The 20127-nt window shown below is 69.5% G+C and carries 21 protein-coding genes and 1 pseudogene; 6 read left to right on the top strand and 16 right to left on the bottom strand.

Annotated features, from left to right (window positions below):
- Positions 1–2: 2 nt before the first annotated feature.
- Positions 3–1544, bottom strand: a complete 1542-nt coding sequence (locus AC6LKG_RS17280; RefSeq protein WP_498166219.1) for an amino acid permease — start codon at positions 1542–1544, stop codon at positions 3–5.
- A gap of 161 nt (positions 1545–1705) precedes the next feature.
- Here AC6LKG_RS17280 and ypfH point away from each other — a divergent pair, with 161 nt between their 5' ends.
- Both ypfH and AC6LKG_RS17270 read left to right on the top strand, forming a co-directional pair.
- Positions 1706–2425 (top strand): esterase, encoded by a 720-nt coding sequence (gene ypfH, locus AC6LKG_RS17275; RefSeq protein WP_498166217.1) that lies wholly within the window; start codon positions 1706–1708, stop codon positions 2423–2425.
- A gap of 82 nt (positions 2426–2507) precedes the next feature.
- A complete protein-coding gene (locus AC6LKG_RS17270) occupies positions 2508–3314 on the top strand; it encodes an IclR family transcriptional regulator (RefSeq protein WP_498166215.1) in 807 nt (268 codons plus the stop codon).
- A gap of 30 nt (positions 3315–3344) precedes the next feature.
- Here AC6LKG_RS17270 and AC6LKG_RS17265 read toward each other — a convergent pair whose 3' ends face one another.
- From AC6LKG_RS17265 to queE, 11 genes are all read right to left on the bottom strand, one after another.
- Positions 3345–4139: an SDR family NAD(P)-dependent oxidoreductase gene (locus AC6LKG_RS17265; RefSeq protein WP_498166213.1), complete on the bottom strand. Its 795-nt coding sequence runs from the start codon at positions 4137–4139 to the stop codon at positions 3345–3347.
- 1 nt (position 4140) lies between these two features.
- Positions 4141–5118 carry a Bug family tripartite tricarboxylate transporter substrate binding protein gene (locus AC6LKG_RS17260; protein WP_498166211.1) on the bottom strand — a complete coding sequence of 326 codons (978 nt, stop codon included), beginning with the start codon at positions 5116–5118 and terminating at the stop codon, positions 4141–4143.
- Positions 5119–5161: 43 nt separating this feature from the next.
- Positions 5162–6895 carry a thiamine pyrophosphate-binding protein gene (locus AC6LKG_RS17255; protein WP_498166209.1) on the bottom strand — a complete coding sequence of 578 codons (1734 nt, stop codon included), beginning with the start codon at positions 6893–6895 and terminating at the stop codon, positions 5162–5164.
- On the bottom strand, positions 6879–7742 hold the full coding sequence (locus AC6LKG_RS17250; protein ID WP_498166208.1) for a hypothetical protein: 864 nt from the start codon (positions 7740–7742) through the stop codon (positions 6879–6881). The genes AC6LKG_RS17255 and AC6LKG_RS17250 overlap by 17 nt, the downstream gene beginning before the upstream one ends.
- A gap of 416 nt (positions 7743–8158) precedes the next feature.
- Positions 8159–9580, bottom strand: a complete 1422-nt coding sequence (locus AC6LKG_RS17245) for an efflux transporter outer membrane subunit (protein WP_498166206.1) — start codon at positions 9578–9580, stop codon at positions 8159–8161.
- 55 nt (positions 9581–9635) lie between these two features.
- On the bottom strand, positions 9636–10547 hold the full coding sequence (locus AC6LKG_RS17240) for an efflux RND transporter periplasmic adaptor subunit (RefSeq protein WP_498166204.1): 912 nt from the start codon (positions 10545–10547) through the stop codon (positions 9636–9638).
- 2 nt (positions 10548–10549) lie between these two features.
- Positions 10550–10762: a DUF1656 domain-containing protein gene (locus AC6LKG_RS17235; RefSeq protein WP_020927916.1), complete on the bottom strand. Its 213-nt coding sequence runs from the start codon at positions 10760–10762 to the stop codon at positions 10550–10552.
- Positions 10759–12807 (bottom strand): FUSC family protein, encoded by a 2049-nt coding sequence (locus tag AC6LKG_RS17230; RefSeq protein ID WP_498166202.1) that lies wholly within the window; start codon positions 12805–12807, stop codon positions 10759–10761. Before AC6LKG_RS17230 ends, AC6LKG_RS17235 begins: the two co-directional genes overlap by 4 nt.
- Positions 12804–13277, bottom strand: a complete 474-nt coding sequence (locus tag AC6LKG_RS17225; RefSeq protein WP_498166200.1) for a MarR family winged helix-turn-helix transcriptional regulator — start codon at positions 13275–13277, stop codon at positions 12804–12806. The genes AC6LKG_RS17230 and AC6LKG_RS17225 overlap by 4 nt, the downstream gene beginning before the upstream one ends.
- 317 nt (positions 13278–13594) lie before the next feature.
- Positions 13595–14038, bottom strand: coding sequence for a 6-carboxytetrahydropterin synthase QueD (gene queD / locus AC6LKG_RS17220; RefSeq protein WP_498166198.1), 444 nt, complete (start codon positions 14036–14038; stop codon positions 13595–13597).
- Positions 14035–14667 (bottom strand): 7-carboxy-7-deazaguanine synthase, encoded by a 633-nt coding sequence (gene queE, locus AC6LKG_RS17215; protein WP_498166196.1) that lies wholly within the window; start codon positions 14665–14667, stop codon positions 14035–14037. Before queE ends, queD begins: the two co-directional genes overlap by 4 nt.
- Positions 14668–15098: 431 nt before the next feature.
- Here queE and arfB point away from each other — a divergent pair, with 431 nt between their 5' ends.
- The 3 genes from arfB to AC6LKG_RS17200 all read left to right on the top strand — a co-directional run bounded on the left by arfB (position 15099) and on the right by AC6LKG_RS17200 (position 17060).
- Positions 15099–15515: an alternative ribosome rescue aminoacyl-tRNA hydrolase ArfB gene (gene arfB, locus AC6LKG_RS17210; RefSeq protein WP_049073397.1), complete on the top strand. Its 417-nt coding sequence runs from the start codon at positions 15099–15101 to the stop codon at positions 15513–15515.
- A gap of 99 nt (positions 15516–15614) precedes the next feature.
- Positions 15615–15956: an ArsR/SmtB family transcription factor gene (locus AC6LKG_RS17205; RefSeq protein WP_054502736.1), complete on the top strand. Its 342-nt coding sequence runs from the start codon at positions 15615–15617 to the stop codon at positions 15954–15956.
- Between the two features lie 45 nt (positions 15957–16001).
- Positions 16002–17060, top strand: coding sequence for an alkene reductase (locus tag AC6LKG_RS17200; RefSeq protein ID WP_498166194.1), 1059 nt, complete (start codon positions 16002–16004; stop codon positions 17058–17060).
- 49 nt (positions 17061–17109) lie between these two features.
- Here the strand turns inward: AC6LKG_RS17200 and AC6LKG_RS17195 are convergent, their stop codons facing one another.
- On the bottom strand, positions 17110–17961 hold the full coding sequence (locus tag AC6LKG_RS17195) for a CPBP family intramembrane glutamic endopeptidase (RefSeq protein WP_498166192.1): 852 nt from the start codon (positions 17959–17961) through the stop codon (positions 17110–17112).
- Positions 17962–18163: 202 nt separating this feature from the next.
- Here AC6LKG_RS17195 and AC6LKG_RS17190 point away from each other — a divergent pair, with 202 nt between their 5' ends.
- Complete coding sequence (locus AC6LKG_RS17190) at positions 18164–18538, top strand: MAPEG family protein (RefSeq protein WP_498166190.1); 375 nt, start codon at positions 18164–18166, stop codon at positions 18536–18538.
- 74 nt (positions 18539–18612) lie between these two features.
- On the opposite strand, the gene AC6LKG_RS17185 is transcribed toward AC6LKG_RS17190, so the two are convergent.
- The 3 genes and pseudogenes from AC6LKG_RS17185 to AC6LKG_RS17175 form a co-directional block, all read right to left on the bottom strand.
- Entirely contained in the window at positions 18613–19047 is a 435-nt protein-coding gene (locus tag AC6LKG_RS17185) for a peptidase associated/transthyretin-like domain-containing protein (RefSeq protein WP_498166188.1), read from the bottom strand.
- Between the two features lie 93 nt (positions 19048–19140).
- Positions 19141–19935, bottom strand: coding sequence for an NRDE family protein (locus AC6LKG_RS17180; RefSeq protein ID WP_498166186.1), 795 nt, complete (start codon positions 19933–19935; stop codon positions 19141–19143).
- A gap of 3 nt (positions 19936–19938) precedes the next feature.
- Positions 19939–20127, bottom strand: a pseudogene (locus AC6LKG_RS17175) (hypothetical protein); the annotation flags it as partial.

The following is a 20127-nucleotide window of genomic DNA, read 5'->3' as shown; positions in this document are numbered from 1 at the left end:
GGTCAGGTCCGCGCGGGCTGGCCGGCGGCCACGGGCGCGTCCTGGCCCACGCCGGCGGCGCGGTCGGCCTCGAAACCGTAGAACTGCATGTCCTGGTAGCGGATCCAGCGCGACTTTTTCACCAGCCGGTGGCCGATCCAGAACGCCAGGAACAGCGGGATCGCCAGGTAGGTCGAGACCACCCCGATCCAGTCGATGCGCTCGTCCAGGAAGGCCTGGTAGTTCTGGCCCAGCGTGACCAGCAGGCACAGCATGAAGGCCAGCAGCGGCCCGAACGGGAACAGGCCGGCCTTGTAGGGCAGGTTGGCGGTGTCGTAGCCGTGCTTCACGTAGCCCTGGCGGAAGCGGTAGTGGCTGACGGCGATGCTGAGCCAGACGATGAATTCGGTCATGCCGGCGAAGTTCAGCAGCCAGATGTAGACCGCCTTGGGGCTGTAGACCACGCTGAACATGCACAGGCAGGCCAGCGCGGTGGTGGCCAGCAGGGCGTACAGCGGCACGCCGTTGCCCGTCACGCGCTGGAACAGCCTCGGCGCCTGGCCCTCGACCGCCATGTTGAACAGCATCCGCGTGGCGGCGTACATGCCCGAATTGCCGGCCGACAGCACCGAGGTCAGGATCACCGCGTTCATCACGGTGGCCGCCGACAGCAGCCCGGCGTGCTGGAACACCAGCGTGAAGGGGCTGACGGCGATGTCCTCGACCTCGTTGCGCAGCAACTGCGGGTCGGTGTAGGGGATCAGCAGGCCGATGATCAGGATCGCCAGCACGTAGAACAGCAGGATGCGCCAGAACACGTGGTTGATGGCGCGCGGCACGTTGCGGCGCGGGTTCTCGGATTCGCCGGCGGCCACGCCGACCAGCTCGGTGCCCTGGAACGAATAGGCCACCACCATGGCCACTCCGACCCAGGTGGCGGCGTTGCCAACGAAGGGCGCGTCGCCCACCGTCCAGTTGCCCAGGCCGACCGGCGCGTCGCTATGGATGATGCCCACCAGCATCGCCAGGCCCAGCACGATGAAGCACAGTACCGCTACCACCTTGATGATGGCGAACCAGTATTCGGCTTCGCCGAAGCTGCGCGCCGAGAAGGCGTTCAGGCCGAAGGTCAGGGCCAGGAAGAGAACGCTCCAGATCCAGCCGGGGGTGTCGGGGAACCAGTACGCCATTACCAGTTGGGCGGCCACCACGTCCACCGCCACCACCGTGGCCCAGCTGAGCCAGAAGTTCCAGCCCAGCGCGAAGCCGAAGCCGCCGTCCACGTAGCGCGAGGCGTAGGTGCAGAACGAGCCCGACACGGGCATGAAGGTGGCCAGTTCGCCCAGGCTGGTCATGATGAAATAGACCATCAGGCCGATCAGCAGGTAGACCGTGAGCGCGCCGCCGGGGCCGGCCTGGGCGATGGCCGCGCCCGAGGCGATGAACAGGCCGGTGCCGATGGCGCCGCCCAGGGCGATCATGGTCAGGTGGCGCGCCTTGAGCACGCGGTGCAACTGGTTCTTGCCGGCCGGCGGGGTTCCCGAATCTGTCGTCGGTGTTTTCATGGAATGCACAGGTTGATGCAAAGCGCTGCGCTGGCCACGAACGCCCGTCAGCGCCTGGTGGACACCGGGGGCAGTAGCCGGCCCGGTGGGCGCCTTGCCTAGGATTGCGTGTGGCGGGCATTTTACAATGGGGCCATCCAGAGCCTGTCCGGAGCCGTAGCATGGCCACTTCTTCCCCCGCGTCCCCCCACGAAATCGAATTCCTGCCCGAGCCCGGCACCGAGGTTCGACAGTTGTTCATCCTGCTGCATGGCGTCGGTGGCTCGCCCGACAACCTGGTGCCGCTGGCCGAAGCGGTGCGCGCCGCGTTTCCCAGCGCGGCGGTGCTGATTCCCGCAGGCTTCGAGCCCTTCGACGGCGGCGGCGCCGGCCGCCAGTGGTTCTCGGTGCGCGGCGTGTCCGAGGACAACCGGCCCGAGCGCGTGGCCCAGGCCCTGCCGCCGCTGGAAGCCTATGTGAAGGCGGCCCAGGCCCGCTTCGGCCTGTTGCAGTCCGACACCGCGCTGGCCGGTTTCTCGCAGGGCGCCATCATGGCGCTCGAACTGGTGCAGGCGCACGACGGCATGGCCGGCCGCGTGATCGCGTTTTCGGGCCGCTACGCACAATTGCCCAAGGCCGCGCCACAGTACACCACGCTGCACCTGCTGCATGGCGCCAACGACCCGGTAATGCCGGTGGCCCTGATCCAGGCGGCGCAGGCGCGGCTGGACGAACTGCATGGCGATTCGACCATCGACGTGGCCACGCACGTCGGCCACGAACTGCATCCGGCCCTGATCCAGCGCGCCATCGTGCGCCTGCAGACCTGCGTGCCGTTGCGTAGCTGGGAAGCGGCGCTGGGCCTGAACCAGTCGCCGCCCGACGGCACCACGGTGCATTGAAGGCGCGCGACGCCGGCATTTGCAGATACCATGTCGGCCTGATCAATTCCGCCGCTGAATCCCATCGGATGAGCCTGCCCGGATGAGCCCCGCCAAATCCCCCGCCGCCGCGCGCGACGCCGATCCGGTCGGCGGCGCGCAGAGCATCTTCCGCGTGCTGCGCATCCTCAAGTACGTGGGCGCCGCGCCCGCGCGCGGGGTCGGCCTGACCGACGTGGCGCGCGACCTGGGCCTGACGCCGCCCACCGCGCACCGCATGCTGTCGGCCCTGCTGCAGGAGGGCTTCCTGGCGCTCAATCCCAAGCTCAAGACCTACAGCCTGGGCCGCGAGTCGTACATCCTGGGGCTGGCGGCCGAAAGCCGCCACGGCATCAAGGCGTTCGCCGAATCGGCGGTGCTGCGGCTGGCGCAATCGACCGGCGACACCAGTTTCCTGTCGGTGCGCTCCGGCCACGAGGCGGTCTGCGTCGACCGCAAGACGGGCGATTTTCCCATCAAGATCCTGACGCTGGAGGTCGGCCACCGCCGGCCGCTGGGTGTGGGGGCGGGCAGCCTGGCGCTGCTGGCGTTCCTGCCCAACGACGATATCGAGCGGGTGCTGGCGCGCTACGACGCCTCGGCCGCGCCCGACCTGCCGTCCACCGCCATGCTGCGCGAAGACATCGCCGCGGCCCGCAAGAATGGCTATGCGCTGAACCCGGGGCGCATCATCCCGGACATGCTGGGGGTGGGCGTGCCGGTGTACGACCGCGAGCAGCACGTGGTGGCCGCGCTCAGCGTGGCCGCGATCCGCTCGCGGCTGTCGGGGGCGCGGTTGCAGGAAGTGGTGGCGGCGCTGCAACGCGCCGCCACGGAACTGGGCGCCGAACTGGGGCCGCGTCCGGCCTGAAGCGCGACGCCGCCAGGCCTGCTACGCCGGCTATCGTCCCGCGCAGGACTTGCCGCCGTCCACCGGCAGGCACACGCCGGTGATGTACTTCGCCTCGTCGCTGGCCAGGAACAGCGCCGCGTGCGCCACGTCCCAGGCGTCGCCCATGCGGCCCATCGGGCTGGCGGCGTGGCGGCGCCGGCGCATTTCCTCGACATCCTCGAACTGGCCGGCGATCTGCGCGTAGATCAGCGGCGTGTCCATCACGCCCGGCAGCACCGCGTTGACGCGAATGTTGTCGGGCGCGTAGCGCACCGCCAGGGCGCGGGTCAGATGGTTGAGCCCGGCCTTGGCGGCGTAATACGAGGTGTATGGATAGGTGTTGACCTGGATCGAGGCCAGCGACGAGATGTTGACGATGCTGCCGCCGCCTTGGGCCAGCATCGCCGGCAGCACGTGCTTGCAGGTCAGGAACACGCCGGTCAGGTTGGTGTCCATGACCCGGTGCCAGCTATCCTCGCTGGCCTCGATCGGGTCGCCCATCTCGGTGATGCCGACGTTGTTGTGCAGCACGTCGATGCGGCCGGCCTGGGCCAGCGCGGCCCGCACCGCCGCCAGGATCTGCGCGCTGTCGGTCACGTCGGCCGCCAGCGCGGTGCAGCGGCCGCCTTCCCCGGTGATGATGCGGCGGGTTTCCTCGGCCGATTCCGGCCGCAGGTCCACCGCGAACACGTGCGCGCCTTCGCGGGCATAGAGGGCGGCGGCGGCGCGGCCGTTGCTCCAGCCCGGGCCGGAAGAACCCGCGCCGAACACCAGCGCGGTCTTGCCCTGCATGCGCTGGCCCATGTCAGTCCACCGAGATGTGCGCGAACTCGGCCACCTTCTTCCACTTGGCCACGTCTTCCTTGATCATCGCGGCGAAGGCCTCCGGCTTGTCGGCCACCACGTAGGCGCCCACGCCGGCGTACTTGGCCTGCACCCCGGGGTCGGCCAGGGCACGGCGTGAGGCCTCGCCCAACTTGGCCAGGACCGGCGCGGGCAGGCCGGCCGGGGCCAGCAGGCCGTTCCACATTTCGGCGTCATAGGTCGGCAGGCCGACCTCGGCGAAGGTGGGCACATCCGGCAGTTGCGGCAGGCGCTTGCGCGCCGCCACCACGATGGCGCGCAGGCTGCCCGACTGGATGTGCGCCATCGACGAGGCCGCCGTGTCCCACAGGATCGGCACCTGGCCAGCGATGACGTCATTGAGCGCCGGGCCGGTGCCGCGATACGGCACGTGCATCATGTCCAGTCCCGACAGCGACTTGTAGTACTCCATCGCCATGTGGGTGGCGCCGCCGTTGCCCGACGAGGCATACGAATACTTGCCCGGCGCGCCCTTGATCAGCGCGACGAAAGAAGCGTAGTCCTTGGCCGGGAAATCCTTGTTGACCACGATCACGCCCGGCACGCGGATGATCTGCGTGACCGGCGTGAAGTCCTTGATCGCGTCATAGGGCAGGTTCTTGTAGACCGCCGAGTTGGTGCCGTTGGTGCTGGAGGTGCCCAGCAGCAGCGTGTAGCCGTCGGCCGGCGCGCTGGCCACCGCGCGCGTGCCGACCGTGCCGCCGGCGCCGCCGCGGTTCTCGACCACCACGGGCTGGCCGATCTGCTTGCCCAGAGCCTCGGCGAAGATGCGGCCGACCACGTCCGAGGTGCCGCCGGGCGGGAACGGCACGATCAGGCGGATCGGGCGGTCGGGGTAGTTGCTCTGGGCGCCGGCGGATGGCGCCAGCACGGTGGCCAGGGCGGCGGCGGCCACGGTCAGCCAGGTACGGATTTTCATGGGGTTGTCTCCTCGCTTGGAATGTCTGTGTTGTTATTCAGGCTCAGGCGATGCGGTCGCCCGGCTTGATCTTGGCGGCCCGGCTGTCCACGCCCGGCAGCATGTGCGCGGGGTCGCGCGTCACCACCACGTCCAGCACGGTGGGGCGGTCCTTGCAGGCATAGGCGGCGGCCAGCGCGGCCGGGATCTCGGCCGGGTCCTCCACCCGGATGCCGTTGCAGCCCAGCGCCCGCGCCACGTTGGCGTAGTTGGTCTCGGCCAGGTCCGACGACTGGTAGCTGCCGCTGCCGTACATCAGATGCTGCAAGGCCTTGATATAGCCCGAGGCGGCATTGTTGACCACCACCAGGGTGAAGGCCAGGCCCATGCGCACGGCGGTTTCCAGTTCGCCCAGCGACATGTTGCAGCCGCCGTCTCCGGTCAGGCTCACCACCTGCCGACCGGGCGCGGCGGCGGCCGCGCCGATGGCGCCGGGGATGCCGTAGCCGATGGAGGCGAAGCCGCGGTCCGGCACGAAGCCGCGCCCGGCGCGCTTGGTGTCGAACAGCAGGCCGCCCCAGTGCGCGGCGAAGCCGCCGTCGGCCACCAGCACGCCGTCCTCGGGCAGGCTGGCGTTGATCTCGTGCATCAGGCGCGCCATGCCGATGGGCCGGTCAGCCGAGGTCAGCTTGGCGCGCACCGATTCGCGCCAGGTGTGCATCGCCTGGCCGACTTCGGCGGCGTAGCTTTCGCGGCGGGCGCCGCCGTGGTCGGCTTGGGCGGCCAGGGCCTGGTCCAGTTCGGCCAGCGTGGCGCGGGCGTCGCCCCATAGCCGCAGCGTCGGCGTGGTGGTGCGGTCGAATTCCTCGGCCACGATGTCCAGGTGGATGATGGGCGCGCCGGTGGCCAGCAGGTCGTAGCGGCGCGTGGCCACTTCGCCCAGCTTGCAACCGACCACGAACAGGCAGTCGGACTTGGCGATCAGGTCGTTGGCGATGCGGCTGTAGCGGCCGAACAGGCCCGCGTTCAGCGGATCGTCGCAGGCGATGGCGCCCTTGCCGCTCATGGTGTGGGCGACCGGGACGTTGTAGCGCCGCGCGAAATCCTGCACCGCCTCGGCGGCCTCGCTGATGTGCACGCCGCCGCCGCACAGCATCAGCGGGCGGTCGGCGCCGGCCAGCATGGCGGCGGCCTGCGCCAGCGCGTCGGCATCCGGGCGGCAGCGCAGCGCGGGCGCGCGGCGGTAGGTCTCGCCGGCGTGGAAGGCGGCGGCGTCGAAGGCGTGGACTTCATGCGCGATGTCCTCGGGCACGTCCAGCACCACCGGGCCGGGCCGGCCGCTGGTGGCGATGGCGAAGGCGCGCCGCACCAGTTCGGGAATGCGCTCGATCTTCTCGACCCGCAGCACGTCCTTGACCACCGGGCGCAGCACTTCCAGTTGGCGCGCCTCCTGGGTCATGTTCTTCCACGAATGCATGCGGTGCGAGTCGCCCACCAGCGCCACCATGGCGGTGCCGGCGTTGTAGGCCTCGGCCAGGCCGGTGACCAGGTTGGTGGCGCCGGGGCCGAGGGTGGCGTCGCACACTGCGGGACGGCCGCTGACCTTGGTGTAGGCGTCGGCGGCGAACACCGCGCAGCGTTCGTCGTTGATCAGGTTGTGGTTCAGCTTCAGGCGCCGCACCGCGTCGTAGAACGGCAGCAGCTGGAAGCCGCCCATGCCGAACATCAGGCCGACGTCATGCGCCGCGAACATGCGGGCGATGGCTTCGCCGCCGGTGATTTCAAGGGTTTCCGACATGCGGGGAATGCTCCAGGTGGGTTGCGCGCCCGGCCAGCAGGGCGTCGATAAAGGATTTCAGGGGGGCGCCGATGCGGCAGCCGAGTTCGCGGGCGCGGGCGTTGGCGCACGACACCACACCGTCCTCGTAGCAGGAGCGCGCGTCGCCGATGCGGGCGCTATGGGCCGACACCGTCAGTGCGGCGATGCCGCGCTGCTGCAGCAGGGGCAGGCGGCCGATGCCGGCGCTGTCCTTGCCGATGCCGGCATCGTTGAAGGTCACCAGCCAGGGGCGCGGGCGCACGCCGTCGGTGGCCAGGCCGGCCAGCCGTTCGCCGTGCGAGGCGGTGACGGCGATGCGGCCGTCGTCGTCCGCCTCCAGCAACGAGACCGAGTCGGCGCCGATCACGCGCGGCGTGCCGTCGGCGGCCGTGGCCAGGACCGCGCGGGCCTCGTGGCGCGGCGCCGGCCAGCTTGGCGCCATGTCGGCCTCGGCCAGCCGCTGCGCGGCCTGCGCCACGGCCATGCCAGGGCGGCAGCCGAGCGCGTGGGCCAGGCCATTGACGTGGCTGATGATGCCGTGGCGCGCCATGTCGGCGCCGTCGCCGATGCGGCAACTGCGGTAGTCGGCGGTGGCGGCGGCTACGCCCCATTGCTGCAGTTCGTCCAGGCCGGCGATGCCGGCCTGCTGCCAGCCCACGCCGGCGTCGTTCAAGACCACCGCGCGTACCCGGCCCCGGGCGGCGCAATAGGCGGCGTAGCTGCCGCCGTGCGAACCGGCGATCACCACGCGGCCGGCGTCTGTGGGGGCCAGCTTGGTGATGCTGTCGAGGATGCGCGCGGGCCCGATAGGCTTACAGTCTTCCATATTATGGATATTTGATCGAAATCGCTCCAGGAATCGAGGGATTTCCAGAGGATTGCTTTGTCTCTATATGAGTTTGAATAATGATATGAAGATGATTCTAAGAGGGGGCGGCGCCGATTCACAACACTGCCTCCATATTATGGAATCTATTTGAAAATAGCCGGGCGGGACAGGCCAGACGGGAGGGATATGGCGAATCGGCCCGGCCGGCGGCATCGTCCGCGTGGGGCGCGCGCAGGGTGAGATAGGCGCTGAGGCGTGCGCCCAGATGTGCGCGGGGTCTTGATACAGGTCCTGCGCTGGGACGGGCAGTGGGGGGGCGAACGATCACGCGCGGCAAGCGCGGCGCGATGTCCGTGAGGTGAAGAAGCGGCCCGCGCACCGCAACGATGGACGGGCCGGGCGGCCCGCCGCGTCTACGTTTCCCAGCCGCCGCCCAGCGCCAGGAACACGGCGATCTGGTCGTTGCTGAGTTCGGCCTGGCCGGCGGCCAGCGCGCTTTCGCTGCTGGCCAGCGTGCGCTCGGCGTCGAGCACCGTCAGGTAGTCGGTCTTGCCGTATTGGAACAACTGGCGCGCCTGCGATGCGGCCTGGGCGGCCTGGTCGCGCGCGGCCTGCAGCGCGGCCTGGCGGTCGAGCTGGCGTGCATACACCACCAGCGCGCTCTCGGTTTCGCGCAGCGCGTTCAGCACCGAGGCGTCAAAGCGCGCCACGGCGGCCTTGGTGTTGGCCTCGGCCTCGGCGATGCGCGCCTGCACCGCGCCGGTGTTGGGCAGCGTCCAGGAGATCAGCGGACCGACGCTCCAACTGAAGGTGCCGCGGTCGCCGAACATGGCGGCCGGGCCGCCCGAGGCGCCGGACAGGCCCAGCGTGATCTTGGGGTACAGGTCGGCCGTGGCCACGCCGATGCGCGCGGTGGCGGCGGCCAGTGTGCGTTCGGCCTGTCGGATGTCGGGACGGCGGCGCAGCAGCGCGGCGCCATCACCCACCGGAATCGTCTGGCTCAGTTGCGGCGCGGCGGCGCATTGCAGCAGCGCGGTCGGAATCTCGGCCGGGGTCTGGCCGGTGAGCGCGGCCAGCCGGTATAGCGCGGTGCGTTGTTGCGCCTGGAACGGCGGCAGGTTGGCGCGCAGTTGTTCCAGTTGGCTGCGCGCGCGCGTCACGTCCAGCGCGGTGCCGCGGCCGGCGCGCTGCAGTCGGCTGACGGCGTCCAGCGATTCCTGCTGCACTTTCACCGAATGCCCGGCCGAGGCCAGTTGCATGCCGGCCGCGCACAGGTTGGCGTAGGCGCGGGCGGTTTCGGCGGCCACGGTGACGCGGGTCGCGTCGTATGCCGCCTGGGCTGCCTGCGCGTCGGCGCCGGCCGCTTCCACCGCGCGCCGGATCTGGCCGAACAGGTCCACCTGATACGACATGCTGGCCCCGGCCGAATACGACCAGCGGTTGGGCGGATCGATGCCGGGCGCCATTTCCTGCAGGCCGGACACATGGCCGAAAGTGGGCGAGGCGTTCACGCCCAGGTTGGGCTGTTGCTGCGCCTGGGTTTCGCGCACGGCGGCTTGAGCCCGCTCGAGGTTGGCGCTGGCCACGCGCAGGTCGGTGTTGGCGGCCAGCGCCTTTGCCACCAGGCCATCGAGCACCGGATCGTTGTACAGCCGCCACCAATGGCCGGGTACCTGGTCGCGCTGGAACACGCCTGCCTGCGCCTCGGCGAACGGCCCCTGCGCCTGCGGCCGGGAGACGGCCGCGTCGGCGGGCACCTGGTAGTCAGGGCCCACGGCGGCGCAGCCGGCCAGCGCGGCGGACAGCATCAGCGGCAGGAGGAATCTGGTGTTCATGGTGGTTACGGCTTGGCGTTGTCTGGAAGGTTGCGGGGGGGCGGCAAAGCGGCGCTCAAGAGGGCTGGCGCGCGCCGCCCTGGGCGGCTGGGGCGGCGTTGACCACGACGGTGGCGGTCTGGCCGGCGACCAGGCGCACGCCGGCGGGCACTTCGTCGAGCTTCACGCGCACCGGGATGCGCTGCGCCAGGCGCACCCAGTTGAAGGTCGGGTTCACGTTGGGCAGCAGGTTGGCGCCGGTGCTGCGGTCGCGGTCGGCGATGCCCAGCGCGATGCTTTCGACGTGGCCGTGGATCTGGCGGTTGTCGCCCATCAGCGTTACGGTCACGGGATCGCCTGTGTGGATGCCGGGCAGCTTGGTTTCCTCGAAATAGCCTTCGACGTAGAACGAGCCGGCGTCGACCAGCGCCATTACGCCGTGGCCGGCGCTGGCGTACGAGCCGGCGCGCAGGTCGAGGTTGGTGACGCGGCCGTCGGTCACGGCCAGCACCCGGCTGCGCTCCAGGTTCAGGCGCGCGGTGTTCAATTGCACCTCGGCCTGCGCCAGTGCTGCCTCGGTCTGCTGCAGCCTGGTCTGGCTTTGCTCGAGCGTTTCGGCGGCCACCAATTGGCCGAGCGAGCGATTGCGCTTGGCGTCGCGCAACGCCTGGTCGCGCGCCACCTGTTGCGAGCGCACCGAGGCTTCGGCTTGGTCGTAGGCCAGCTGGAAGCGCGCGCGGTCGATCTCGAACAGCACGTCGCCGGCCTTGACGTCCTGGTTGTCGTGCACCGGCACGGCGGTCACCAGACCGGACACGTCCGGCGCCACCTGCACCACGTAGGCCTTGACGCGGCCATCGCGGGTCCAGGGTTCGACTTCATAGTGCACCCACAGTTGCCAGCCGGCGTAGGCGGCGGCCGCGACCACGGCGGCGGTCACCGCGAACTTGCCGAGAGCGGCGGGGCGCAGGGCATTGGGGAGTTTCATACCTATCTCTGCAGAAAATAAGGGGAAATCAGGGAGACGCCATACAGCAGCACGATGAACAGCGCCAGGTCGAACAGCGCCGGGTGCCACACCAGGCGATACAGCCCGGCGCGCGCCAGCACGCGGCGCACGGCCCAGGCCACGCCCAGGGTGACCACGCCCAGCACCAGCAGCCAGGGAAAGTAGATACCGTAGAGGTTGAATTCGCCGATCATGGGGTTTCCAGCGTGGGATGGGCGGGTTGGTAATCGGCCGCGTCCGGGAAGAAGGCGCGGCGCAAGCCGACCAGGGCCACCACGGCGCGGTCGCGGGCGGCGACGGTTCCGGGGGTGGCGCTGACGCTGGCCAGGGCGCGGTCGATCTGCGCCAGCATTGCGGGTGTCTTGTCGCCAGCGCGATTGGCCGAGCGTTCGCGGAAGAAGCGCGCCAGGCTGTCGAGCACCGGTCCGATGCTGGCGTCGGCCATGGGCAGGTGGCGGCGGGCGCGTTGCAGTTCGGCGATGTCGCGGCCCACGCGCAGGTCCTTGAGCGCGTCGGCCGCGACCAGGTCGTCGGCGCGCTTGGCCAGCGCCAGGCGCGGTTGCAGCAGGCCGATGCGGTCGAGCATGCGCGCGGCATAGGTATGGCGGGCCGGCGCGCGCGGCGAGCTGGCCAGCGCGGCCAGTTCGTGCCAGTTGGCGGCCTGGATGCGGCGCGCGCTCCAGTCGGCGCTGACGGTGCGGAAGATGGCGGCAATGGTGGCGGCGGTGGCCACGCCCAGGCATTGCGCCACCTGCGAATCGATGAACGACACCAGATCGGCGGCATGGGTGTCCTGCAACGCCATGGTGCCCAGGAAGCCGAACAGCACCGCCATGGCCTTGCCGGTGGAGGCGGGCCGCGCGATGAAGATGCCGAGCACGAAGGCGGTGGGCAGCATCGCCAGCGCCAGCATTTCGAACGAGTGGATGGCGGGCATGATGCCCAGCAGGTACAGCGCCGACAGCGGAATCGAATACACCGTATAGGTCAGGAACTGCATGATGCCCGGCACCGGATTGTCCTGCGAGGCGAAGAAGCTGCTGAAGATGGCGGCCATCAGGGCGGCAGTGGCGCCGTTGCTCCAGGCCGTGCCGATCCAGAAGAGGCAGACGACCGAGATTGCGACGCCAGCGGCGGCGGCTGACAGCAAGGCCATGCCGCGGTCGCGGTGCAGGGCGCGGTTGGTGGCGCTGGCGGCGGCGCGCGGTGCGCGCAGCGGGGCGCCGGCCAGCCCGGCGCGGATCTCGCGGCGCAGCGCCAGGCATTCGTCGTAGGTGTCGATCAGTTCGCGCAGCCGCGTCATCAGGCTGGCCAGCAGCGCGTCGCGCCAGCCGGAATGGCTGTCGATGGCGGGCGTCAGGCGCGAGACGGCGGCGCGCAACTGCACGGCGGTTTCATGGGTGGCCTGGGCGCCGGCGTTGATCCATTCGGAGATGTCGGCCAGCACCTGCGAGACGGGCTCGGGCAGCGCCTGGCCATCGGCCTGCAATGCGCGCATGCGGTCCTCGACGGCCGATACGGCGGGAGTGAGCGCGGCGATCTGGTCCTGCATGGCGCGCACCGCGCCGGCGGTCCAGCGCAGGTTGCCGGTGTCGAACGGCACGTGGGTCGACAGCAGGCGCAATTGGGTGATGTCGTTGGCCAGTTCGCGGCGGTCGCGGTCTTTCTGTTCGGTGGTCTTGCCGCTCAGGGTGTCGTGGATCCAGAGCTTGGCGTCGCGCACCGCCTTGTCCAATTGCAGCGTCAAGGCGGGCGCCAGGCCGCGCGGCAGCACGATGCTGTGGACCAGCGTGGCGCAGACAATGCCCAGGCTGATTTCCTCGACCCGCGCCAACGCGGTGTCGAACACCAGCGACGGGTCGGTGACGCTGGGAAAGCCGATCATGGCGGCGGTGTAGCCGGCCAGCATGAAGAGATACGAGCGCGGCGTGCGGTCCAGCACCGACAGGTACAGGCAGAAGCCGACCCAGGCCACCATGGCGGCGGTCATGACCACCGGCGAATTGGACAGGCGCGGCACCATGTAGACGGTCATGGCCGAGCCGCAGAAGGTGCCGATCAGGCGGTACAGCGCCTTGGAGCGCACCGCGCCGGACCAGGGCTGGGCCACGATGTAGGCCGTGGTCATGGCCCAGAACGGGCGCGGCAGGCCGATGCTGTACGAAAGATAGAGCGCCATGATGGCGCCCAGGTAACTCTTGAGGGAGAAGACCGTCTCGCGGACGTTGGGCAGTTTCATGGCCGCGGGGCCTCCTGGGCCCCGGCGGCGCTGCGGCCCAGCGCGGCCTTGAGCGCGTCGAACACGCGCAGGCAGGCCTGCAGGTCGGTTTCGCTGACACCGCCGAACAGGCGCCGGCGCAACTCCACCAGCACGTCCTCGACCTGCTTGCGCAGGGCGTGGCCGGCGTCGGTCAGGTGCAGGGTCCTGGCGCGGCGGTCGTGCGGGTCTTCGCGGCGTTCCATCAGGCCGGCGGCGACCAGTTGGTCGAGCACGCGCACCAGCGACGGGCCTTCGACCCCCAGGGCCTCGGCCAGCGCGCCCTGGCGCACGCCGTCGCCCAACCGGCCGGTCAGGATCACGGGCCAGGCTGTGGCTTGCGACAAGCCGTAGTCGGCCAGGGCCTTGTCGGCGGCGCCGCGGTAGGCGCGCGACAGCACCATCAGGTTGGCGGTGGTAGCCATGAGTTGGGAGTCGGTGGGGGTGTTCATGGAAATCGATTGTATCCTATCTATTAGCTTACTATTAATTGAAAATGGCGAAGATCTCCATTGATTTTTTCAATCGGGAAAATCAGGGGCGGATTTTCCGTGAGTGGAAAGGTGGGCGGCGAGGGGCGGCTTTGACGTGGCGGGAGAGCGTGATGCAGGGCGGCCAGGCTGGCGCGAGCCTGGCGTCATCCAAGGCCGGCAATCATCCGTGCCTGCCATGTGGGCAACAAGCGCCCGGCAAGCGTTGCCGCGCCGGGCGGCACGCGCATGCCGTCAAATCGATTTGCGGGCAGCCATGCCGGCAGCCCGTAGGGGCATCAACCGTTGCAGTCGGCCCAGCAGTTGGGCGTTTCGTACAGGCGCACGCGGGTCAGGCGCAGGTCGGCGCCGTAGTGGCCGTGATAGTGCGGCGCCAGGATTCCGAAGATGATGGCGGCCAGGTTTTCGGCGGTGGGGATGCGGTCCAGCACCACGGTCTTGTGGCCAGGCATCGAGTCGAGGAAGCCGCGCACGGCGGTGTCCCCTTCGTACACCAGGAAAGCGTGGTCCCAGACGTCGACGACGTGGGTCTTGGCGATGCGCTTGATGTCGGCGAAGTCCATCAGCATGCCGTTGTCGGACTCGCCGGGGGCCTGGACGACGTCGCCGGTCAGGGTGATTTCGAGCACGTAGCGGTGCCCGTGCAGGTTGCGGCACTGGCTGCGGTGGTCGGGAATGCGGTGGCCGGCGTCGAATTCAAGCCTGCGGGTCACGGAAATCATGGAATGCCTATGTATTTATGGGTCTGCAGGCTCAGGCGCCATTGCGGGTGCTGCATGCAGTATTGGACGGCCTGTTCGGTGTTGGCCTGGCGGGCGGGGCCATCCATGGGTTGCAGGAAGAAGTGGTCGAAGTCCAGGTGTTCGAAGCGCGGGGGCAGGGCGTTGGCCTGGGGGTAGACCAGCTTGAGTTCGTTGCCGCGTTCGATGACGACGGGGGCGGTGCCTTTGGGGCTGACGCAGATCCAATCGATGCCGGGGGGCGGCTGGACGGTGCCGTTGGTTTCGATGGCGACGGTGAAGCCGCGGGCGTGGACGACGGCCAGCAGGGCTTCGTCCAGTTGCAGCAGGGGTTCGCCGCCGGTGAAGACGATGTAGCGGTTGGCGGTGTCGGGGCCCCAGGCGGCTTCGAGGGCGTCGGCGAGCAGCTCTGGGGTGGCGAATTTGCCGCCGCCGTCGCCGTCGGTGCCGATGAAGTCGGTGTCGCAGAAGGTGCAGGCGGCGCTGGCGCGATCGCTTTCGCGGCCGCTCCAGAGATTACAGCCCGCGAACCGGCAGAAGACCGCCGCGCGGCCTGCGTGGGCGCCTTCGCCTTGCAGGGTTTTGAAGATCTCTTTGGCGGTGTAGGTCATGGGGGAGTGGCGCTGGGCGGCGCGCCAGGGAGGGGCAAAAGGGCATTATTTTAGTCGGTCTTGGGAGCTTGGGTTTGGGATGTCCTTGATGTCGTGGGCTTTTTCTCGTTTGTTGGGGCGTTTGAGTGACGTTGCCGGGGGGCTTCGTAGGTCGCCCTGGGTGCGTGGCGCTGCGGGGCTTCAGGGTTCTGGAGAGTCTTGCTGGGCCCGCCTGGAGTGGCCGCCCGGGCGGCCGCTCCAGGCATACGCGGTGTGGGGTGTTGGGCGGGGTTCGCTGGCGCGCAGGCGTGGCGGATGCGCGAGGGGGGCGGATCTGGGGGGGCGGTGTTGTGCTTGCGCCACGAGGGGGGGTGGCGTGAGGGATTTTCGCGCCATGGGGTGGGGGGAGCGGAGGGTTTATCGCCTGGCGAAGGCTTATATACTCTCGCGCTATGTTTCATGTTCAAGATTCTCTCTATATCGACGAGCGCGAGATTGAGTTCTCGATGATCCGGGCGCAGGGCGCGGGCGGGCAGAACGTCAACAAGGTGTCGAGCGCGGTGCATCTGCGGTTCGATGTGCGGGCGTCGTCGTTGCCGGCGGATATCAAGGATGCGTTGTGCGCGATGAGCGACCATCGCATTTCCAAGGAGGGGGTGATCGTCATCAAGTCGCAGTCGTTCCGCAGCCAGGACAAGAACCGGGCGGAGGCGATCGAGCGGCTGGTGAACATGGTGCGCGCGGCGGCGAAGGTGGAGAAGCCGAGGCGGGCGACGAAGCCGACGCGGGCGTCGCAGCGGCGGCGGGTGCAGCGCAAGGTGCTGCATGGCGAGGTGAAGCGGTTGCGCGGGCGGGTGCAGGGGGAGTGAGGGTCCCTTGAATTCCGAAGAAGGCCCCTCGGCCGGCAGGGGTATAACGATATATCGGGATGTCTCGATATAAGATTCGATAAATTGCGATATTTCAATATGACGACCACTGCTGCCCCCGCCGCCGAGGCCACCACGGAGATCGATGTCGACGCCATTCTCAAGGCGTTGGCCAATCCCGTGCGCCGCGAGATTTTGGGGTGGTTGAAGACGCCGCAGGCGCACTTCGAGGAGCGTCCGGGGCATACCTTCGAACACGGGGTGTGCGCGGGCCATATCGATGGGCGCTGCGGGTTGTCGCAGTCCACCGTGTCTTCGCACCTCGCGGTGCTGCAGCGCGCGGGGCTGATTTCGGCCACCAAGGTGGGGCAGTGGGTGTTTTTCCGTCGCAATGAACCCGTGATTGCCGCGTTCCTGCGGCAATTGAATCAAGACATGTAGCCTGCCGCCGCTACCCAAGCCCGCCCGCCGGGCACGAGGATTGTTATGAGCCTGCTGTTCGAACCCTTGCAAGTGGGGGAACTGACCCTGCCCAACCGCATCATCATGGCCCCGTTGACGCGCCAGCGCGCCAGCGAGGGCCGGGTGCCGAACGACCTGATGGTCGAGTACTACGTCCAGCGCGCGTCCGCCGGCCTGATCCTGACCGAGGCCACCTCGGTGACGCCGCAGGGCGTGGGCTATGCCGATACGCCGGGGCTGTGGTCGCAGGAGCAGGTCAAGGGCTGGCGCAAGGTGACGTCGGCGGTGCACGAGGCCGGCGGTCGCATCTTCGCGCAGTTGTGGCACGTGGGCCGGATTTCCGATCCCGTGTTCCTGAATGGCGAGCTGCCGGTGGCGCCGAGCGCGATCGCGGCCGGCGGTCATGTGAGCCTGGTGCGTCCCAAGCGCGGCTATGTGGTGCCGCGCGCGCTCGACACCGATGAGATCCCGGGGGTTGTCGAGGCCTATCGCCGTGGCGCGCAGCTGGCGCAGGATGCCGGTTTCGACGGCGTCGAAGTGCACGGCGCCAACGGCTATCTGCTGGATCAGTTCCTGCAGGACAGCACCAATCATCGCACCGACGGTTACGGCGGTTCGCTCGAGGCGCGGGCGCGCCTGATGCTGGAAGTGGTGGACGCCTGCGTCGGCGTCTGGGGAGGCGGCCGCGTCGGCCTGCATCTGTCGCCGCGCGGCGATGCCCACACCATGGGTGATTCGGATCCGGCGACCACCTTCAACTATGTGGCGCGGGCGGCCCGCCGCCGTGGCCTGGCGTTCCTGTGCGCACGGGAACACGAGGGCGCCGACAGCCTGGGGCCACAGCTCAAGGAATCGTTCGGCGGCGTGTACATCGCCAACGAAGGTTTCACGCGCGAATCGGCCGAGGCGGCGATTGCCGCCGGCCGCGCCGACGCGGTGGCGTTCGGCGTGCAATTCATCGCCAATCCCGATCTGGTGCGCCGCTTTGCGCTGAACGCGCCGTTGAACGCACCGGATCCGTCGACCTTCTACGCCTCGGGCGCGGCGGGCTACACCGACTATCCGGCTCTGGCGACGGCTTGAAGCGGCGCGCCGCTGCCGGTCGCGGCGGGTCGGCGGCGGCGCTTGCGCGTCAATGCAGCGCGGCGCGCATCGGATAGGTGAACAAGCCGTAGTGCGCCGCGTTCAGGCCCAGGTGGGCCAGCACGGCGGCCGCCAGGCCGCCGTGGCGGTAGGCCAGGCCGTAGCCAACGCCGGCAATGCCGGCCAGCAGCATCCATTGCCAGCCGCCGGCGTAGTGCGCCAGCCCGAACAGCAGCGCGGCGACCAGCAGCCCGGCCGTGGCGCCGCAGGGGCGGTCGCGCCAGGCGCGCGTCAGCCGTTCCTGCACATAGCCGCGGAACAGCGCTTCCTCGGCGAGCGTCACCAACAGCGCGTTGTTGACCAGCCAGAGCCAGCCCGAGTCGGGCCACTTCGGCGTCCATCCCACCACCCCCAGCACCGGGGCCAGCCCCAGGCAGGCCACGATCGCGCCGGCGCACGCCGCCAGCGCCGCCGTGAGCGTGGCGCGCGCGCTGGCGCCGGCCATGGCGGGCGCGGCGGCCAGCACCACCCAGAACGCCACCAACGGCTTGTCCAGGTTCAGGTACATGGCGAAGGGCACGGCGTCGGGCGTCAGTGCGGCGCGCGGGATGACCAGCGGGTTGTGGAAACCGGGCAGCCAATGCAGGAACAGCAGCATTGCCAGGGCCAGGAACAGCGCATGGCCAGTGGCGCGAGCGGGCGCAGCCATGGCCGGCCGCGCCAGCACGGCGGCCATCGCCAGCAGCGCGGGCCAGGCCAGCGCCAGGGGCTCGATACCGCCCTGCGCCCAGGCCCAGGCATAGGCGAGCGCCAGCGGCAGCAGCGCCCAGCGGCGTGTGGCCGGCGGCCACAGCAGGGCGGCAGCCAGGAACATCAGGGAGCCGGGAGAGGCGAGGGACATAGTGCTTCTTGTGGGGCAACGGGCGGCGCGCCGCCGGCATCGCGTTCGCGGCAGGCGCCCAAAGCCGCAAGTGTAAGCGCCGGATCGCGCGGCCTCCGTTTGCGCCGCGCCGCTTTTCATTTGCGCGCTTTCGGGCGACCATGCCGCAGCGGCGCTTCCCGCCCGGTGGCGGCAAGGAACACGTTCCGCACAAGGAGCAGCAATGAAACTGATCGCATGGTTGATGTTGGCGGCGGCGATCCTGCCGTTTGTGTGCACGATCGTCGCCAAGGCCGGCGGCAAGAAGTTCGACAACAACGATCCGCGCGCATGGCTGGCGCGGCAGGAAGGCTGGCGCGCGCGCGCCAACGCGGCGCAGGCCAACACGTTTGAGGCGCTGCCGTTTTTCTATGCGGCGGTGCTGTTCGCGCTGTACAACCAGGCGGCGCCCATGCACGTGGCCACGCTGATGGCCTGCTGGCTGGGCGTGCGCCTGGGATATCTGGCGATGTACCTGGCGGGGTGGGGCGCGCTGCGTTCGCTGGTGTGGGCGATCAGCGTGGGGTTCATCATCGCCATTCTGTTCGCGGGCGTGTAGCCCGCGGCCATGGTCCATGCATGGCCCGGTGCGCCCCGCGCGCCCGGCCAGGCGACATGGCCTTCACTTTCGCTTCATTTCCATTCGAACACGGCGCGCGCGGTGCCGCTGTTCTGCACGCTGACTTCGCGTTCCTGCGTCTTGCCGTTGAAGGTGGCCGAGACCTTGTAGCTGCCGGCGGGCAGCTTGACCAGCATGTAGGGGCCCTGCGACTCGGCCTGCAGCACCTGCTTGCCGTGGCCGTCCTTGATGACGACGGCGACGTCGGCGACGTAGTCGGCCTTGCCGTCGCGCTGCGCGGCGAAGGTCAGCGCCAGGGGGTAGTCCTTGGCGGCGGCCTTCATGGCCTCGGATTCGTCCAGGCCGATGCCGCCACTGACATATTGCACGCTGCCCTGGTGCTGGACGGCAGGCAGGGCCGCCTGGGCGGCATTCAGGAAGCCGGCGAGGGCCAGGGTGCCCACCGCCATGGCGGCGGCCAGGGTGCAACGTTCGATGCGCTTGTTCATGCAATTCTCCTTGAAGGGATGATCACGCAAGAAGTTCGACCGGCACGGGGGCGGCAAGTTCGCCGCCGGCGAGGTGTTTTCTTGGGCAATGGACTACCGGGGCGTATCGCTCGCGCATCGATCGTGCCAGGCGAACGCCAGGACGCTTTCGCCATTGGCGTTGCCGTCGGGAGCGAAGCGCTTCTCGGTCAGCAGGCCGGTACCGTCGTCGCGCAGCGCCAGCACGGTGGAACTGCGCGTGCCATAGTTGGGACTGACGATGAAGGGGCTGCTCAATAGCTTTTCGCGATCCGGCGCCAGGCCGGTGGCGGGCAGGTCGGCGTCGTCGGCCGGGCTGCGGTCGGCCAGTGCCTGGAACAGCGCGGGCAGGTCCGGTTGCGGATGGCGCGCCAGCACCCGCTCGAAGGCGGCCTTGGTGCGCGCCAGCTTGGGCCAGGGCGTGTCCAGCAGGTGGTTGGACAAGGCATAGACGCCGGCGGCCAGCGGCTGGGGCGCGCCGTCGCGGTTGCTGGCATACCAGGCGCCATCGCCATCGCCGACGATCAGGTTGAAGCCGTTGTAGGCCTGGCCGGCGGCATGGGCGGCGGCGATGTAGTCGGCCGCGCAGGCGGTGCCGCGCAGGAAGTCCTCGACCAGCGCGCCGCGCGAGGGCGCGCCGGCGACCACGCGGCCGGGTTCGCGGAAATTGGTGACCAGCGCGTAGCGGCCGCCATCGGTCGCGCCCATCCAGGTGCCGCCGGCCAGCCCGTCGCGCCCGGCGTATACGTGGGCGGCGTCGGCCCACTGCGCCGCCGGCAGCGTAGGCCGGGCGTGGAATTCATCGCGGTTGGCGGCGATCAGGACGGGGAGGCCCGGCACGGTATGCAGGGCGAGGACGGCAAGGCACATGGTTCAGTCCGGTTGGGTTGTCGGGGAAGGCGGGCGGGCGCGGCCGGGGTCGGCCGCGAAGCCGGGGCCGGCCAGGGTGGCGCGCAGCGCTTCGATGGCGCCGGCGGCTTCGCGCAACGCGGGCGTGTCGGTGCTGACCGGCGTGGCGCTGGGCGCCACGCCCAGGGTCACGGCCCGCGCCATGGCCTGCAG

Source organism: Achromobacter sp. 46006 (assembly GCF_059761975.1).
This window is presented reverse-complemented; position numbering and strand designations above follow the sequence as displayed.

Coding starts and splice junctions, on each gene's coding strand:
- AC6LKG_RS17280 (WP_498166219.1), bottom strand. CDS start 1,544: ATGAAAACACCGACGACAGATTCGGGAACCCCGCCGGCCGGCAAGAAC.
- ypfH (WP_498166217.1), top strand. CDS start 1,706: ATGGCCACTTCTTCCCCCGCGTCCCCCCACGAAATCGAATTCCTGCCC.
- AC6LKG_RS17270 (WP_498166215.1), top strand. CDS start 2,508: ATGAGCCCCGCCAAATCCCCCGCCGCCGCGCGCGACGCCGATCCGGTC.
- AC6LKG_RS17265 (WP_498166213.1), bottom strand. CDS start 4,139: ATGGGCCAGCGCATGCAGGGCAAGACCGCGCTGGTGTTCGGCGCGGGT.
- AC6LKG_RS17260 (WP_498166211.1), bottom strand. CDS start 5,118: ATGAAAATCCGTACCTGGCTGACCGTGGCCGCCGCCGCCCTGGCCACC.
- AC6LKG_RS17255 (WP_498166209.1), bottom strand. CDS start 6,895: ATGTCGGAAACCCTTGAAATCACCGGCGGCGAAGCCATCGCCCGCATG.
- AC6LKG_RS17250 (WP_498166208.1), bottom strand. CDS start 7,742: ATGGAAGACTGTAAGCCTATCGGGCCCGCGCGCATCCTCGACAGCATC.
- AC6LKG_RS17245 (WP_498166206.1), bottom strand. CDS start 9,580: ATGAACACCAGATTCCTCCTGCCGCTGATGCTGTCCGCCGCGCTGGCC.
- AC6LKG_RS17240 (WP_498166204.1), bottom strand. CDS start 10,547: ATGAAACTCCCCAATGCCCTGCGCCCCGCCGCTCTCGGCAAGTTCGCG.
- AC6LKG_RS17235 (WP_020927916.1), bottom strand. CDS start 10,762: ATGATCGGCGAATTCAACCTCTACGGTATCTACTTTCCCTGGCTGCTG.
- AC6LKG_RS17230 (WP_498166202.1), bottom strand. CDS start 12,807: ATGAAACTGCCCAACGTCCGCGAGACGGTCTTCTCCCTCAAGAGTTAC.
- AC6LKG_RS17225 (WP_498166200.1), bottom strand. CDS start 13,277: ATGAACACCCCCACCGACTCCCAACTCATGGCTACCACCGCCAACCTG.
- queD (WP_498166198.1), bottom strand. CDS start 14,038: ATGATTTCCGTGACCCGCAGGCTTGAATTCGACGCCGGCCACCGCATT.
- queE (WP_498166196.1), bottom strand. CDS start 14,667: ATGACCTACACCGCCAAAGAGATCTTCAAAACCCTGCAAGGCGAAGGC.
- arfB (WP_049073397.1), top strand. CDS start 15,099: ATGTTTCATGTTCAAGATTCTCTCTATATCGACGAGCGCGAGATTGAG.
- AC6LKG_RS17205 (WP_054502736.1), top strand. CDS start 15,615: ATGACGACCACTGCTGCCCCCGCCGCCGAGGCCACCACGGAGATCGAT.
- AC6LKG_RS17200 (WP_498166194.1), top strand. CDS start 16,002: ATGAGCCTGCTGTTCGAACCCTTGCAAGTGGGGGAACTGACCCTGCCC.
- AC6LKG_RS17195 (WP_498166192.1), bottom strand. CDS start 17,961: ATGTCCCTCGCCTCTCCCGGCTCCCTGATGTTCCTGGCTGCCGCCCTG.
- AC6LKG_RS17190 (WP_498166190.1), top strand. CDS start 18,164: ATGAAACTGATCGCATGGTTGATGTTGGCGGCGGCGATCCTGCCGTTT.
- AC6LKG_RS17185 (WP_498166188.1), bottom strand. CDS start 19,047: ATGAACAAGCGCATCGAACGTTGCACCCTGGCCGCCGCCATGGCGGTG.
- AC6LKG_RS17180 (WP_498166186.1), bottom strand. CDS start 19,935: ATGTGCCTTGCCGTCCTCGCCCTGCATACCGTGCCGGGCCTCCCCGTC.